This is a genomic window from Brenneria roseae subsp. americana, from assembly GCF_003115815.1.
Lineage (GTDB): Bacteria > Pseudomonadota > Gammaproteobacteria > Enterobacterales > Enterobacteriaceae > Brenneria > Brenneria roseae.
Window position 1 is genome coordinate 182835 of sequence record NZ_QDKJ01000002.1, and the last position, 15410, is coordinate 198244.

10 protein-coding genes and 1 pseudogene are annotated in these 15410 nt (G+C 51.4%); 5 read left to right on the forward strand and 6 right to left on the reverse strand.

Annotation, left to right across the window (positions count from 1 at the left end; translation table 11 throughout):
• Nucleotides 1–253: 253 nt before the first annotated feature.
• From B4923_RS02785 to B4923_RS02795, 3 genes and pseudogenes are all read right to left on the reverse strand, one after another.
• A complete protein-coding gene (locus tag B4923_RS02785; protein WP_109052840.1) occupies nucleotides 254–733 on the reverse strand; it encodes an Hcp family type VI secretion system effector in 480 nt (159 codons plus the stop codon).
• A gap of 28 nt (nucleotides 734–761) precedes the next feature.
• Entirely contained in the window at nucleotides 762–971 is a 210-nt protein-coding gene (locus B4923_RS02790) for a hypothetical protein (RefSeq protein WP_109052841.1), read from the reverse strand.
• 412 nt (nucleotides 972–1383) lie between these two features.
• Nucleotides 1384–2422 (reverse strand): annotated as a pseudogene (locus tag B4923_RS02795) (ISAs1 family transposase).
• Nucleotides 2423–2779: 357 nt separating this feature from the next.
• Between B4923_RS02795 and B4923_RS02805 the strand changes: the two are divergent.
• Nucleotides 2780–4570, forward strand: coding sequence for a methyl-accepting chemotaxis protein (locus tag B4923_RS02805; RefSeq protein WP_109052843.1), 1791 nt, complete (start codon nucleotides 2780–2782; stop codon nucleotides 4568–4570).
• Between the two features lie 83 nt (nucleotides 4571–4653).
• On the opposite strand, the gene rdgC is transcribed toward B4923_RS02805, so the two are convergent.
• On the reverse strand, nucleotides 4654–5583 hold the full coding sequence (gene rdgC / locus B4923_RS02810) for a recombination-associated protein RdgC (protein WP_109052844.1): 930 nt from the start codon (nucleotides 5581–5583) through the stop codon (nucleotides 4654–4656).
• A gap of 142 nt (nucleotides 5584–5725) precedes the next feature.
• Between rdgC and mak the strand changes: the two genes are divergently transcribed.
• Nucleotides 5726–6637: a fructokinase gene (mak, locus tag B4923_RS02815; protein WP_109052845.1), complete on the forward strand. Its 912-nt coding sequence runs from the start codon at nucleotides 5726–5728 to the stop codon at nucleotides 6635–6637.
• A gap of 13 nt (nucleotides 6638–6650) precedes the next feature.
• Here mak and B4923_RS02820 read toward each other — a convergent pair whose 3' ends face one another.
• Nucleotides 6651–10334, reverse strand: a complete 3684-nt coding sequence (locus B4923_RS02820) for an AAA family ATPase (RefSeq protein WP_109052846.1) — start codon at nucleotides 10332–10334, stop codon at nucleotides 6651–6653.
• Complete coding sequence (gene sbcD, locus B4923_RS02825; RefSeq protein WP_109052847.1) at nucleotides 10331–11557, reverse strand: exonuclease subunit SbcD; 1227 nt, start codon at nucleotides 11555–11557, stop codon at nucleotides 10331–10333. Before sbcD ends, B4923_RS02820 begins: the two co-directional genes overlap by 4 nt.
• 610 nt (nucleotides 11558–12167) lie before the next feature.
• Here sbcD and phoB point away from each other — a divergent pair.
• From phoB to B4923_RS02840, 3 genes are all read left to right on the forward strand, one after another.
• Nucleotides 12168–12857: a phosphate response regulator transcription factor PhoB gene (phoB, locus tag B4923_RS02830; protein ID WP_109052848.1), complete on the forward strand. Its 690-nt coding sequence runs from the start codon at nucleotides 12168–12170 to the stop codon at nucleotides 12855–12857.
• A 27-nt stretch (nucleotides 12858–12884) separates the two neighbouring features.
• Nucleotides 12885–14207 carry a phosphate regulon sensor histidine kinase PhoR gene (gene phoR, locus B4923_RS02835; RefSeq protein ID WP_109052849.1) on the forward strand — a complete coding sequence of 441 codons (1323 nt, stop codon included), beginning with the start codon at nucleotides 12885–12887 and terminating at the stop codon, nucleotides 14205–14207.
• Nucleotides 14208–14326: 119 nt separating this feature from the next.
• Nucleotides 14327–15376: a PstS family phosphate ABC transporter substrate-binding protein gene (locus B4923_RS02840; protein ID WP_109052850.1), complete on the forward strand. Its 1050-nt coding sequence runs from the start codon at nucleotides 14327–14329 to the stop codon at nucleotides 15374–15376.
• Nucleotides 15377–15410: the final 34 nt, after the last annotated feature.

A 15410-nucleotide genomic window follows, 5' to 3' on the forward strand; every position in this document is an offset into this window, starting at 1 on the left:
TATATGCCAGAGAGTATTGTTTTGCCATTTGCTGGAATTGGATTCATATTGTCATTTTGGTTAAGCCATCACTTAGTGGATAAACTAAGGTAATTATGATTTTTTACATTTTTAGCCATTTACTATCGGCAGGTTTCTATTCCCAGTATCTGCATTATGCTTCATCTTTTTATTTTGGTTTAGTGAATATTTATCAGGTAAACTATAGCCACCAATAAAGTGATTATCTGTGGCTATATTTTTATTAATTAAATCACAAAATACTATCATTCCAGATACTATAGCCAGATGTTCCTGCTACTTTATGTTCCCATGATATAGAATTATATTTTAATAAAACTTTTTCATATGGCATCATTTCATTGTTATTTATTGAATGTGGGTAATTACAGGAGATGTCAACAATACGCGCATCTGTTAATTTAATTTCGTAAAAAAGCTCCAGTTGGCCAGCAGAATTTACTCTATATAAGAAAAAATTAGCCGTTAACCGTTCATTTGAAGAGGTTGAAACACCAAGTAACGGTGAAGATTTATCAATAAACTTAACTAATTCAACGGGGTGACAGGACAGGTTATCATCATAACTCATTGAGTGATTGAGACTCAATACTTGTATTTGGTCTTCATGACCGAGTTGACTTCTATTACCAATTGATTGCAGTGATGAACAACCAGAAGAAATTAATCCTTGCTTATCACCTGTAAGTTCTAAATAAATAATGCTAGACATTTTTCAATAACCCCAAGAAGTAAATTTATTAATGCATAGATGGTGTATCAAGCTTGAGTGAAAGTTTCCGCCCATCTGATGTTTTCATTTCAACAAGATTGCTTTGGGTTACTTGCATCAAAGAAAGGCATAGCCTCATCATCAATGCTAATATTTCTTCAGGAGGTAATGAACTATTAAGAAGGCTGCTTTTTAATTGTTCATTAAGTTGAGTGGTTAATTCCTCTTTACTTCCCATATTCTCTCTCCATGTGTTAATTCACTATTCTTAACTTAAAATCAGTTATCCCAAATAGGGAATGAAATGCGGTCTGATGGTTGATACGAATTGCCCCTCGCTCTCAGGTTTCAATAGTACAGATTAATGATGGTTTTTTCAATATCCATTCAATCCAACTATCCACGAAAAATCTTACAGGCTGTTTTACTTACATTATGTTTCTTGACAGCATGGTTATACTTTTTTTCAACGGAGAAATTAATTCGCAAGCTAATTTTATAATTGAGATGAGTTTGCTCATGATGCGTTAAGGTGAGTTTATCTGATTGTGGCTCTGTAGCGTATTCAATAAAGTTTCGTATGGTTAATAATAGATAGAATGAAAGCCAAACTTCTGTCATGTTTACTCCATTAATGAGGCAGGGCGGGATTAAACTTTTTGAGAGTCATTCGTATCTGCCTTTATTCCGAAAAACATCTCCATCCGGAAGTCATCACTCCAGCATGAGCATTTGATTTTCCGCCGCTTACTTATCGGCTTTGGATGGTGCTGTGCCATGTTCAGCGCTATGCGGCGAAACAGGGCAAAAACTTCTGCTGCATCCCTGTCCCCGATCAGACTGAGATCTTCCCGATATGTCACATCCAGCACCCAATGTTGTTGATCCTCAATGTGCCAGTGCTGACGTACCGCTCTCGCAGCTTGTTCGGCATCTATGGGCAGAGAACTGACATAGTAATGAGTATCAAGAGTGCCTTTCCCTTTATGGCTACGGCTACGCTCCACCGCAACCAGACTCTTTATGCCAGGCCATGCTGCCTTCAGTTCGTCGGGGAATTTGGCTGCCAGCTGAAAGGTCGTTCTCTCTTCTTTGCGGCCATGATGTTGATTTTGTGTATAGTGTTGTGCTATCCCCACACCATTACGGTCCCACCCGGGCTGGAACTGGCGGTGGACTTCTTCAAGTAATGTGGGTTGGTTTCGCTTAACCTGGATGACGAAGTCAGCCCCGTTACGGGTCAATTGCGTCAGGGTCTCTTTCTGACAATGCAGTGCATCCATGGTGACAATAGCTCCTTTAATATCCAGGCAATCAATCAGTTGCCTTACCGCTTCCGTGTTGATTGACCGCGCCACGGAGGGTTTTGCCATCAATGGCGATGATGGGTTGTCCGTCCGCCAGCCGGGTGGCATTTACCCAGGCAAACAGCGATTGCACAAGCGGCTCAATCTTAATGCCTTTGATGATGCGGGCAATGGAATGGCGGGTTGGGATACCGCAAGCAAAGGGGCGGAACTTACGCAACCAGTCGAGCTTATTGATACCAAAATCTTCAATTTCCATCCAACCCTCGCCCCCGGAAACAACGGCAGCCATCACCAAAAAAGTGATGTCCACTAGGTTGTGCTGTCGATTAACGTGACTGCGGTGGTCTTCAATAAGTGATAAATGAGCAAAGAAATCCATACAAGGCTGACCAATAAGAAGATGATATCTGCTCTGATCGTTGAAAAATCAAAAAGTTTCATCAAGTCTAAAAGTATGATCCCGCCCTGGTATTGTCGTCATGATGAGATATACATTTTTTTTATGGAATACAGATGGTTTTATATGCTGGTTATTTTATTTCCCATATTAAATTACTCTGTAATTATATTTATTTTTGATTTTAATATCTCATTTTTACAATAAAGATAGTTGATGATGTTTAGGTGTTATGACTTATTTTCTCGCTAAACCAATGCTATTTAATGTGAACTGGCTCAAGTTTTATTTTATGGTGCCGTTATGAACTATATAACAATTCTATGCTAAGAGTCTCCTATGTTAAAAACGACGCGATCCCGCATTTTAGCGGCTTGTACTGCTATTGTTGTACTTTCTTTGGCTATCAATACTTTCCTTAACTATACCATTGCAAATAATTCGAACGAGGAGTCCATCAAGAATATGCTGAACTCCGTGGCGGCCAGCCACAGTACGGCGATCGGTGAATGGGTGGAATCTAAAACGCTGATGGTTACCGCACTCCATGACAACGTGCTGACCAATGATGATCCTGTTCCCATGTTTAAGCAGATTGCTGCCTCAGGCGGGTTCATTAATGTTTATATGGGGTATGAGGATAAAACGGCGAAGTTTTCCGACTCCGAAGGCATTCCCGTTGATTACGACCCGACAATCCGTCCCTGGTATCAACAGGCGGTGAAGGAAGGAAAACCGGTTGTCACTGATCCTTATGTCGATGTGTCGACCAAAGAGCTGATTGTCTCTGTCGCGGCTCCGGTGTTGGACGGCAACGCGGTCAAAGGGGTATTGGGCAGCGATTTGACGATGCAAAGCGTGATTGAAAACGTGAAGTCAATCAATCCGACGCCCGCCAGCTTTGGCGTGTTGATCGCGAAGGATGGCACGATTATCGCGCACCCTGATGAAAATCTCACCTTGAAGAATATCACCGAGATTGCGCCGGATATTCATCTGGCCGAACTGTTGACGTCAACAACGCCTATGGATGTTGACGTCAGTGGCGCCACGAAGCTGATGCTGGCTCAGCCGATTAGCGGCACTGACTGGTATATGCTGGTGGCGCTGGATAAAGCGGAAGCGACAGAGGGCATGCGTTCTTTGCTGTTCACCTCTGTTGGTTCGCTGCTGGTGATTGCTTTACTGGGTTCGCTGGTGGTTGGGTTCATGATCACGTCAACGCTGAAGCGTTTGCTAATGATTCGTGATGCGATGGATGATATCAGCAATGGTAATAACGATCTGACTCAGCGCCTGCCTGATGAAGGGCACGATGAGGTAGCCCAGATAGCTCGTTCATTTAATACCTTTATCGACAAGCTCAGCCTGGTGATGATTCAGATCCGGGATATCAGCTCCTCGCTTCAGGTGGCGGCGGATGAAATATCAGCCGGGAATAATGATCTCTCATCGCGTACGGAGTCGGCGGCTTCCAGCATTCAGCAAACGGCGGCGGCGTTAGAGCAGATCTCTGCAACGGTGACGCAGTCTGCCGGTTCGGCCCAGCAGGTGAATTCAAAAGCGCTGACGCTGGCGGAAGATGCGGGCACGGGAGGAAAGGTTGTTTCCGATGTGATCGTCACGATGGAAAATATCGTTGCCGCCTCCGGAAAAATTGGCGATATCATCGGCGTGATCGATGGAATTGCATTCCAGACCAATATCCTGGCGCTCAATGCTGCCGTTGAAGCGGCTCGTGCGGGTGAGCAGGGTCGCGGATTCGCGGTGGTCGCCTCGGAGGTTCGTAATCTGGCCCAGCGTAGTGCTCAGGCCGCGAAAGAAATCAAAGTGTTGATTGAATCGACCGTTGGCAGTGTGTCGTCAGGCTCCGTACAGGTTCGTCAGGCCAGCGATACGATGAACGAAATCGTGGGCGGCGTATCGACGGTAACGTCGGTGATGTCTGAGATTACGCACGCAGCGGATGAACAAATGCGCGGAATCAATGAAATCAACAAAGCCGTGGCGCAACTCGACTCCATGGTGCAGCAGAATGCGGCATTAGTGCAGGAATCTGCCGCTGCTTCTGCCGCGTTGCAGTCTCAGGCAGAAGAACTGAACGCGGTGATAGGACACTTCCGGGTGTAGTCTGAGGCGTTTTACCGGGTGAGACATGCAGATGCCCACTGACGTGATAACGTTGGTGGGCATTATTTTGCCAGACGAGCGGATCAGCGCTTGGCTTCGCCGCCGAGTGCTTCAATCAGATTACCGATCAGTGCTGCCAGTTCGCTGGTCATCAGAATAAAATCGGCGTCGAAACGCTGCGCGAAATCATCCCGATCAATATCATCATTCTGCTCACGTAACGTGTCCGAGAATTTCAGTCGTTTCAGTGAAGCATCATCCGACAGCACCAATTGAAGGCGTTCCTGCCAGTCCAGCGCCAGCTTGGTGACCACTTTGCCCGCTTCAATGTGTACCGCGATCTCGTCACTCACCAGATCCTGCTTTTTACAGCGAATAACGCCACCGTCTTCCAGAATGGCTTTCAACTCAGCCTCATCCTGTAGGGTAAAACCTGCCGGCGGTTCGCCGGAACGAACCCATTCGGTTAACGTAAGTTCTATCGGATTTTCCATGGTAAGCGGCACGACGGGCAGTGAACCCAGCGTTTTACGCAACAGCGCCAGCGTGTCTTCGGCTTTTTTGGCGCTGGCCGCATCCACCATGATCAGGCCATTTACTGTATCAATCCATAGCCAGACCTGACTGAACCGGCTGAAAGCCCGCGGTAGCAGGCTGTGCAGCACTTCGTCTTTCAGCGAATCTTTCTCGGTCTTTTTCAGCTTGCGGTGTTGCTCCGCTTCCAGACGCTCGATTTTGGCTTGCAGCGTTTGTTTGATGACCGGCGAAGGCAGGATTTTCTCTTCTTTGCGGGCGCAGATAACTATTTGCCCATTAACCGCGTGTGTTAACGCATCACTGTGAGAACCCATTGGCGATACCCAACCGGTTTTCATCATGTCCTGACTGCCACAGGGTGTAAAAGCAAAGCTACTGAGCTGTTTTTCCAGTTCGTCCGCAGACAAAACATGATCTTTGGACAAAACAGAGTCCCGACTTAAGCGGTAAATCATTAAATTTTTAAACCACAGCATGGTGTTATCCCTGACTGGGGCGCGCAGATTTGCACGCGGGTTCATTGATGCAGCGCGCATGATAACGAATTCGGCGAGCTAATGTAGAATAAAATGAGATTATTCAGAGTCGGCTGAGTAGTGAAATTTAAGGGGGGATAGGGTGCGAATAGGCATTGATCTGGGTGGAACAAAAACGGAAGCGATCGCGCTGGATGACGACGGTCAAACGTGTTTTCGCCAGCGCGTGGCAACGCCGAGAAATGATTACGCTGCAACGATCAACACCATCGCGTCGCTGGTGGACGCTGCCGAAAAAGCAACGGGCCGTGAAGGCAGCGTGGGCGTCGGTATCCCCGGCACGATTTCGCCGTTTACCGGTAAAGTAAAAAATGCAAATTCCATCTGGCTGAACGGCCGGCCGTTGGATAAAGATTTATCCCGCTTGCTCGGGCGGCCAGTGAGGATCGCCAACGATGCCAACTGTCTGGCTGTATCGGAAGCGGTAGACGGCGCGGCCGCCGGGGAGAAAACGGTTTTTGCCGTGATTATTGGTACGGGCTGTGGCGCCGGGATCGCCCTTGGTGGCAACGTGCATACCGGCGGCAATGGGATCGCCGGTGAGTGGGGACATAATCCGCTGCCGTGGATGGATGACGAAGAACTGCGCTATCAGCGCGAAGTGCCCTGCTATTGCGGTAAAGCGGGCTGCATTGAAACGTTTATTTCCGGTACTGGATTTGCCGCCGACTATCAACGGCTAAGCGGACAGGCGCGCAACGGGGAGGAGATTGTTGCGCTGGCGGAACAGGGCGACAGGAGGGCGGAACACGCCTTACAGCGCTATGAACGGCGTCTGGCAAAATCGCTGGCGCATGTCATCAACCTGCTCGATCCTGATGTTGTGGTGTTGGGCGGCGGCATGAGCAACATACCGCGCTTGTACCAGACCGTTCCTGCGCTGTTGAAACAGTGGGCGTTTGGTGGTGAATGCGTAACCCCCGTGCGTCAGGCAATGCATGGCGATTCCAGCGGTGTCCGTGGGGCCGCCTGGCTCTGGCCCCTCAGCCAGTGAGACGATGGATAAGCTAAACGGAAAATTCAGGGGCCAGACGGCTGAGCCCTAAGCCGTTGACTTTTTCTACTTGGATTTGCACCGGGATCCGCTCCTTCATGGCCTCTACGTGACTGATGACGCCAATCGTCTTACCGGACGCATTGAGATTATCCAGTGCATCCAGCGCGGTATCGAGGGTTTCGGCATCCAGCGTGCCGAAGCCCTCATCCAGAAAGAGCGAATCGATACTGGTTTTATTGCTTACCAGATCGGAAAGGGCCAGCGCCAGCGCCAGACTGACCAAAAAGCTCTCGCCGCCAGACAGTGTGCGGGTATCCCTGATGGCATCGGCCTGCCAGGTATCCACAACCTGTAGTTCCAGCTCTTCACTGGTTTTTCGCTGTAGCAGATAACGCCCATGCAACCGGGAAAGCTGCTGATTGGCCAGATACACCAGATGATCCAGCGTCAGTCCTTGTGCAAAGCGCCGAAACTTGTCTCCTTTTTGTGAACCAATCAGGTCGTTGAGACAGCTCCAGTCGTCATAGTGCTGCTGGCTTCGCGCAATTTCGGCCAATAACGTCTGCTGATTTTGGCGGTGTCGGCGATCATCGTTGAGCCGCTGGCGGATTTCGCCCTGCTGCTGGTGATTTATTTTCAGTTTTTCATGATGCTCGGATAGCGCGTGCTCAATGGATTGCGGGGTGGCGTCCTCGGCGAGGGTGTCTGGCCGCTGCTGCTGATGGACGAGTAATTGCTGTTCGGCCTGCCGATACAAGGCGATTGCCTGCTGTAATGCCTGAGACAATTTTTCTTTCCATGCCTGTAGCTCATGACGTTCTTGCTCATCAAGCAGGGCATTATTGAACGCCGACTCATCGGAGAAGCGGCTTTGCTGTAAGGCTTGAACAAAGGCCTGTTCAGCCTGTTGGGCCAATCCCGCAACGCGGGTTTGCTGCTGCAGGACGCTGCTCCGTTCACCAGTAAGACGGTTGAGGGCCGACTCCGCCTGTTGGCGTTGTTGCTGTATCTGCTGACAGGCTTGTTCATACTGCTGGCTGAGCTGGCGAAGTCGGTCGCTGACTTCCGCCGTCTGCTGGTGACCAAAAAGCTGCTGCCGCTGCTGCTGACATGCTCTTAACTCGTTGAGTAACAAGCTCTGTTGTTGTGTTAATGTCTGTAACTGTTGCGTTGTTTCCTCAAGCGAATGGGTCAGATGCTGGTGTTCCGCTTCTAAAGCCGTCAACTGATTTGAACGCTGCTGTAATTCCAGTTCGGTGTCTTTCCAGCGCTGCCATTCTTCCGTTCGCTGCGTCAGCCAGGCGGCTTGTTCTTCCCCGTCTGGCAGGGACAGCGCGAATGCTTTTAACGTATTCTCCAGTGTCTGCCGATGCTGTACCTGCTGTATTTGCCTCTGTTGCAGTAACTGTTGTACCTCGACCTGCGCATTTTTCAGCGTTTGCCGTTGCTGATGATTCAGGGCAAGCGCTTGCCGGGTGTTTTGCAACGCGGTATTGGCATTAGTCAGTGAATCCTTACTTTTCTGCCACTGCTTTTGTGCCTGCTCCCGAACCAAAATCTGCTGCTGAATCTGTTGTTCCCACGTTTCGCTTTGCGTCAGCCAGTCCGTGACTTCAGCGGACTGTTCGGGCGTAAACTCCACTTGTAAGCGCTCACTGACATTTTGCCACTGTTGCAGCAGCGTCTGGTATTCATCATCAAGCCGGGAGGCGTCATCTGCCAGTTGTTGACGCTGTTGATTTAATGAGGCGAGGCGCGCATCGCTCCGTACCAGCGCGCTTTCCAACTGGCTGGTTTCCTGCCGCAGCTGAAGCAGACGCCGCTCGGTTTCCGATGGCTGTAGTGCCTGGTAACTGGCAATGGCCGGGTGATGCGGGGAACCACACAGCGGGCATGCCTCACCCGGCTGTAAGCGGCTACGCTCGTCTTCCAGTTTAACAATGCGCAATTCCAGCTGATAATTTTTCTCCAAATCGATCAGATGATCGTGACGTTGTTCCCACGTTTTCTTTTGCTGTTTCTGCTCTATATCCTGCTGTTGGATGCTCTCCCGCAGTTGTTTTTGCTGATTTTCCACCTGTTGCTGACGGAGATTCAGCCGTTGAAACAGCGCCAGCGTGGTTGCCAGTTGCTGACGTTCAGGGCGTAGCGCAATGGACTGGCCAAGCTGCTGATGCAGCGCGGCGATGGGCTGCCCGGCCTCCTGAGACGCCAACGTTTGCTGCTGTTGGGTGAATTGTTGCTGAGCATGGTCGGCCGCAGCCTGTTGCCCGGTCTGCCGTGTGGTTAACGTTGCGTCGTCCAGCCTTAACTGTTCCTCCTGTTCGGTAAAGGCGGATTGTTTTTGACATAGGGTTGCTATCTCATCTTGCAACTGCTGCTGACGTTGAAATTGCGCCTGCCACAGGGAGAGATTTTCTCCCCAGTATTGATGATGGGCGTGCTGGCGTTGGTAGGTCTTTAGCTGTTCAATCTGCTGTTGGGTCGACTGACGTTGCTGCGCGGTTTGGGACTGCTTTAGCTGCGTCGCTTTTTGACGCTCTGCGGCGAGTTCCCGCTCCTGTCGCTGCTTTTCCGTTTGTTGTTGCAGCGTTTTGATCTGGTGATCGAGCGGAATCACCTGCTCATTCATCAGCGTTTCTTGCTGCTGACGGTTGTCCGTATGTTGGCGCAACGCTTGAGTGGCTTGAGCTTCCTGCTCGCGCAGCGTGGTTAACGTGGTCGCCTGTGATTGCTGCTGTTCCGTCAGCCGGGCGAGCTGCTGTGACAGTTCGACAAACTCCCGCTGGTAGCGATGCTTTTCCTGTTGGAGCGGGCGGAGTTTTTCTGCCGGTTCGCTTTGCGCCAGTCTTTCAAACTTCAGCTGGGCCTGCAACATGGCGGTCTCGGCCGCGGTGTGCTGCGTTTTTGCCGTGGCGAGGGATGATTGACGCTGTGCCAGTTGTTCGAACCAACGTTGATGAGTCAGTGCTTGCTCACGTCCTGCGTTAACGGCCTGTTCCTGCTGGAATAGCGATTCCAGCTCGCTTTCCAGTTGCCGACGCTGTTCTTCATTCAGCAGTTCAATCCCAGAGGCTTTGGCCTGTAAGGTATCCAGCGCGCTCCTGGCCTGCTTGTGTTTGTCAAAGACACGCTCGGAAATAAGTCCGTAAATGTCTGTGCCGGTCAGTTCTTCCAGCAGTTCCGCCCGTTCATTGGGATGGGCATTGAGAAAGGCGGCAAACTGCCCTTGTGACAGCATCATGGAACGGGTGAAACGGTCAAAATTCAGTCCGGTGATGTCGGCGGTCATCGCCAGTTTTTCCGTCAGTTTTTCACACAGGATCTTGCCGTTCTCAATCAGCGCCAGTTCGGCTTTCGGCGTTTGCAGATTGCCTTCCGCCGCGTTTCTGGCGCGCCGCTGGCTCCAGAAGGCGCGGTAGCCAACGCCTTTGACCTCAAATTCCACCTCGGCCAGGCATTCCGCCGTGCCGCGCGTCATGATTTCATTATGGCTGGCGGTGATGCCTTCGAGCCGCGGCGTTTCGTGGTAGAGCGCCAGACAAATGGCGTCCAGCAGCGTGGTTTTCCCCGCGCCGGTCGGGCCGGTAATCGCAAACAACCCGTTGTTGGAAAACGGCGCCTGAGTGAAGTCAATTTTCCATTCACCTTTCAGGGCATTGAGATTTTTTAATCGCAGGCTGAGTATTTTCATTCGGCGTGTTCATCCTGTTCCAATTCATTAACCACCTGTCTAAATAGCGAACGCACGCGCTGTCGACGGGGTTCCTCCAGATCGGCGGCCGTCGCCAGACGGCGTTCAAAAACCTCATGCACGGTCAGTTCATCCAACGTTTCTTTTTCCTGACGGGCGATAGCCTGCTGATGCTGCTCGCGGTTGCGTCGCAGCAGCAAAACCTCAACGGGTAAATCGTCGGTCAGCGTCTGAATGCGCTTCTGTAGATCGCTCAAATAAGCCTGCGTGGTGACTTCAATATCCAGCCAGACGGGTTTCTCCCCTTGATAATCGCTAAAGGTGGCGAGCTGATGTTCTATGTCCGCCAGACTGCCTTTGATCAGCTGCATCGGCTGCGTTACCGGCACGGGAAGCGCATCAATAACCGGGGGAGCATCCGGTTCAAATGTCACCAGATAAACGGATTTTTCGCTGCTTAATTCATCAAAACTCAATGGGATGGGTGAACCGCTATAGAGAATATGGGCGCTCTGCGTCACCCGCTGCGGACGGTGGATATGACCAAGAGCAATATAGTCGGCAGGGGGAAACGCCTGAGCCGGGAACGCGTCCAGCGTGCCGATATAAATATCCCGCACCGAATCGGAGGCGGTGACGCCTACGGTAGTCAAATGTCCGGTTGCAATGATGGGAAGAGGCAATCCCAGCGCATCGCGCTGCTGGCAGGCCAGCTGATAACACTGCTCGTAGTGTGCGGCGATAGCTTCCAGCAGGGTTTGTTGTTTTTCCTCACCGGATTGTCCTGCCCGGCTGGTCATGATGTCTCGCGGGCGTAAAAACGGGATGGCGCAGAGGATTGCGCCCGGCTGACGTTGACGGTCTTCCAGCACCATCACCTGCTTGTCAGGATTGCCGTCGGTACTGGCGATAACCCGCGTATTCAGGCAAGCCAGCAGATCCCGGGACTCATTTAACGTGGCGACAGAATCATGATTACCGCCCAGCACGACAAGCTGGCAGCCGGTTTGTTGTAGCTCGACAACAAAACGGTAATACATTTCCCGGGCGTAGCTGGGCGGCGAACCGTTATCAAAGATATCTCCTGCTACTATTACTGCATCCACCTGATGCTGTTCGACCTGAGCGATAAGCCAGCGCAGGAAAGCTTGATGCTCGGCTGCGCGGCTTTTGGTATAAAAATACTGTCCCAGATGCCAGTCGGCGGTGTGAATAATACGCATGGAGCTCCCTGAATGACGGTTATTGCAGTGCCAGTGATTATAAACAGTCATCGTAACGGCTGTCGTCGCGAAAACCCGCTTTTGGAAAGCGGCTCGAAAATACGCTGTCGAGCAGGGAGGAAGCGGGCCGTTACTTTGTGACATTGAAAATCGCTCCCGGCGATTTTTTACTCGCCCCGTCCATGGGGCTCGCCCTACGGGTTGTCGCAAGCGACATTGAAAATCGCTCCAGGCGATTTTTTACTCGCCCCATCCCTGGGGCTCGCCCTCCGGGTCGTCGCAAGCGCCGTTGAAAATCGCTCCCGGCGATTTTTTACTCGCCCCGTCCATGGGGCTCGCCCTACGGGTCGTCGCAAGCGACGTTGAAAATCGCTCCCGGCGATTTTTTACTCGCCCCATCCATGGGGCTCGCCCTACGGGTCGTCGCAAGCGACATTGAAAATCGCTCCAGGCGATTTTTTACTCGCCCCGTCCATGGGGCTCGCCCTACGGGTCGTCGCAAGCGACATTGAAAATCGCTCCAGGCGATTTTTTCATAAAAATGTCACAAAACTGACGCATAATGCACGGCGTATGCTAACAGCGACGATGACTAACGACAGGATTAACAATGGCAAGACGCATATTGGTCGTAGAAGATGAAGCCCCGATTCGTGAAATGGTATGCTTCGTTCTGGAGCAGAACGGCTATCAGCCAGTCGAAGCTGAAGATTATGACAGTGCGGTCAAGTTGCTCTCGGAGCCTTTTCCTGAACTGGTTCTGTTGGACTGGATGCTGCCCGGCGGTTCTGGCCTGCAATTCATTAAGCATATGAAGCGTGAAGTGCTTACCCGCGAGATCCCCGTTATGATGTTGACCGCGCGCGGTGAAGAAGAGGACCGGGTTCGTGGTCTTGAAGTCGGTGCGGATGATTACATTACCAAACCGTTTTCGCCGAAAGAACTGGTTGCGCGCATCAAGGCCGTGATGCGGCGTATTTCTCCGATGGCGGTGGAAGAAGTGATCGAAATGCGTGGCTTGAGTCTCGATCCGTCTTCCCACCGCGTGACGACGGAAGAACATGCGCTGGATATGGGACCAACGGAGTTTAAACTGCTGCACTTCTTTATGACTCACCCTGAGCGGGTTTACAGTCGGGAACAGTTGCTGAATCACGTTTGGGGCACTAACGTTTATGTTGAAGATCGTACCGTTGATGTTCATATCCGCCGGTTGCGCAAAGCGCTGGAAACCAGCGGTCATGAAAAAATGGTACAGACGGTTCGGGGAACGGGGTATCGTTTTTCAACGCGTTACTGAAGGTAGTTGTGCCGGAGAAACATTAACGTGCTAGAACGTCTATCATGGAAGAGGCTGGCATTGGAGCTGGCTTTTTTTTGCTTACCCGCTTTTTTGCTGGGGCTTATTTTTGGCTATTTACCCTGGTTTTTACTGACCGCAGTTTTGGCCGCCCTGTGCTGGAATTTTTACAATCAGCTCAAACTTTCCTACTGGCTTTGGGTCGATCGCAGCATGACCCCGCCACCCGGCCGCGGGAGCTGGGAGCCCTTGTTTTACGGCCTTTATCAGATGCAATTGCGCAATCGCCGACGCCGACGTGAGTTGGCGTTGTTGATTAAGCGCTTTCGCAGCGGAGCGGAATCCCTGCCGGATGCGGTGGTCATCACCACGGAAGAGGGCACCATCTTCTGGTGTAACCATCTGGCGCAGCACCTGCTGAGTTTCCGTTGGCCGGAAGATAACGGTCAAAATATTCTTAATTTGCTGCGCTATCCTGAATTTGCCCGCTATATGAGCAGGCGTGATTTCAGCAAGCCGCTGACCCTGCAACTGAACAATTCCCACCATGTTGAATTTCGCGTAATGCCTTATTCGGAAGGACAGTTACTGATGGTGGTGCGTGATATTACGCAGATGCATCAGCTTGAAGGGGCGAGGCGTAATTTTTTCGCCAATGTCAGTCATGAATTACGCACGCCGCTGACCGTGTTGCAGGGTTATCTGGAGATGATGGAGGATGAAACGCTGGATCACGCGCTACGCAATAAGGCGTTGAATACCATGCAGGAACAGACGCGGCGCATGGATGGGTTGGTGAAACAACTTCTGACGCTCTCACGAATTGAAGCCGCCGCCGCGATCGATTTGAATGAGAAAGTCGATATGCCGCTGATGTTGCGCGTATTGCAGCGTGAAGCGCAAGCCTTGAGTCAGGATCGCCATGAGATTGTGTTCCGTGTGAATGACAATCTTCAGGTATTCGGTAATGAAGAACAGTTGCGCAGTGCGGTGTCGAATCTGGTGTATAACGCGATCAATCACACGCCGCCCGGCACGCGCATAGAAGTGTGCTGGCAGAAGATCCCGCAAGGCGCACAGTTTCAGGTCAGCGATAATGGCGCGGGCATTGCGCCTGAGCATCTGCCGCGTCTGACTGAGCGCTTCTATCGCGTTGATAAAGCCCGTTCGCGGCAGACCGGCGGCAGTGGGTTGGGATTGGCGATTGTGAAACATGCGCTCAGCCACCATGACTCCCGGCTGGAAATCATAAGTGAAGAAGGTTCGGGTTCCCGCTTTGTGTTTACCCTGCCGAATAGGTTGATTGTTCCAGCCTCTCTGGCTGAGAATACCGTGAAACCCTCTGTCTGACGGAAAACGCTATTCATGACATCTCATGCCGATCGTTTAAATACCGGGGCCGCCGGGATAACCACGTCGCGGGGCGTCCCGGCAGGGGTTTTATCTCTCTGTTCAGGCGATGTTAATTTATGAAGTCCGTCATTAACGCTTCCTGCAACGCCTCCTGCGTTTTTTTATGGCGGGCTATCCCTGCCCGCCACCTTAGCAGGCCGTTGCAAGCAACGTTAAAAAACGCTTCCTGCGTTTTTTTATTGCTGGTGAGTGTTTGTTGCGCCGCGCAGCCGCGTCAAATGCTGGCCGGTAATCTTTCCAGTGCGGGATCGGATACGCTGGCCAATTTGATGTCTTTCTGGGCTGCGGACTTCAGTCAGTATTATCCCGGCGTTAATTTACAGATTCAGGCGGCGGGCTCATCTTCCGCGCCGACTTCTCTGGCTTCTGGCGCCGCTCAGCTGGGCCCCATGAGCCGCGCCATGAAATCCAGCGAGATTGATGCGTTTGTCCAGCATTACGGTTACCCGCCGCTGGCGGTCCCCGTGGCAATGGATGCGCTGGTGGTGCTGGTCAATCAGGATAATCCTTTGCCGGGGCTGAGCTTGTCTCAACTGGATGCCGTTTTTTCAATGACCCAGCGTTGCGGTGGCCGGAAACCGATTAAGAATTGGGGCGATCTGGGATTGAGCCGCGATTGGGAAACGCGAGCGATACTGCGCTACGGACGAAACTCGGCCTCCGGGACATACGGATTTTTTAAGCAGCGTGCCCTATGCGGCGGTGATTTCCTGCCTCAGGTGAACGAACTGCCCGGTTCGGCGTCGGTGGTTCAGGCTATTGCGGCATCGACGAACGCAATTGGGTATGCCAGCGTCGGCTTTCGCACCAGTGGAGTAAGAATGGTACCGCTGGCTTCGGAGGGGACGGACTATGTTTTCCCTTCTACCGAGAATATCCGCAGCGGACTCTATCCATACACTCGCTATCTTTATATCTATGTCAATAAAGAACCGGGGCAACCGCTGGAAGCGTTGACCGCGGCGTTTCTGGAGCGCGTGCTGTCGGATATCGGCCAGTCGCTGGTTAGCCAGGATGGTTATTTGCCGTTGCCTGAAGAGACCCGCCAATTAACCCGGCTTCAACTTGGTCTGAGTGAATCTCAAATGCCCGCTTTTGCGCATTGATGCAGCGGATAACACGTAACGTGAATTTTATTCA

Coding starts and splice junctions, on each gene's coding strand:
- B4923_RS02840 (WP_109052850.1), top strand. CDS start 14,327: ATGAAGTCCGTCATTAACGCTTCCTGCAACGCCTCCTGCGTTTTTTTA.
- B4923_RS02820 (WP_109052846.1), bottom strand. CDS start 10,334: ATGAAAATACTCAGCCTGCGATTAAAAAATCTCAATGCCCTGAAAGGT.
- B4923_RS02785 (WP_109052840.1), bottom strand. CDS start 733: ATGTCTAGCATTATTTATTTAGAACTTACAGGTGATAAGCAAGGATTA.
- rdgC (WP_109052844.1), bottom strand. CDS start 5,583: ATGCTGTGGTTTAAAAATTTAATGATTTACCGCTTAAGTCGGGACTCT.
- phoB (WP_109052848.1), top strand. CDS start 12,168: ATGGCAAGACGCATATTGGTCGTAGAAGATGAAGCCCCGATTCGTGAA.
- B4923_RS02805 (WP_109052843.1), top strand. CDS start 2,780: ATGTTAAAAACGACGCGATCCCGCATTTTAGCGGCTTGTACTGCTATT.
- B4923_RS02790 (WP_109052841.1), bottom strand. CDS start 971: ATGGGAAGTAAAGAGGAATTAACCACTCAACTTAATGAACAATTAAAA.
- sbcD (WP_109052847.1), bottom strand. CDS start 11,557: ATGCGTATTATTCACACCGCCGACTGGCATCTGGGACAGTATTTTTAT.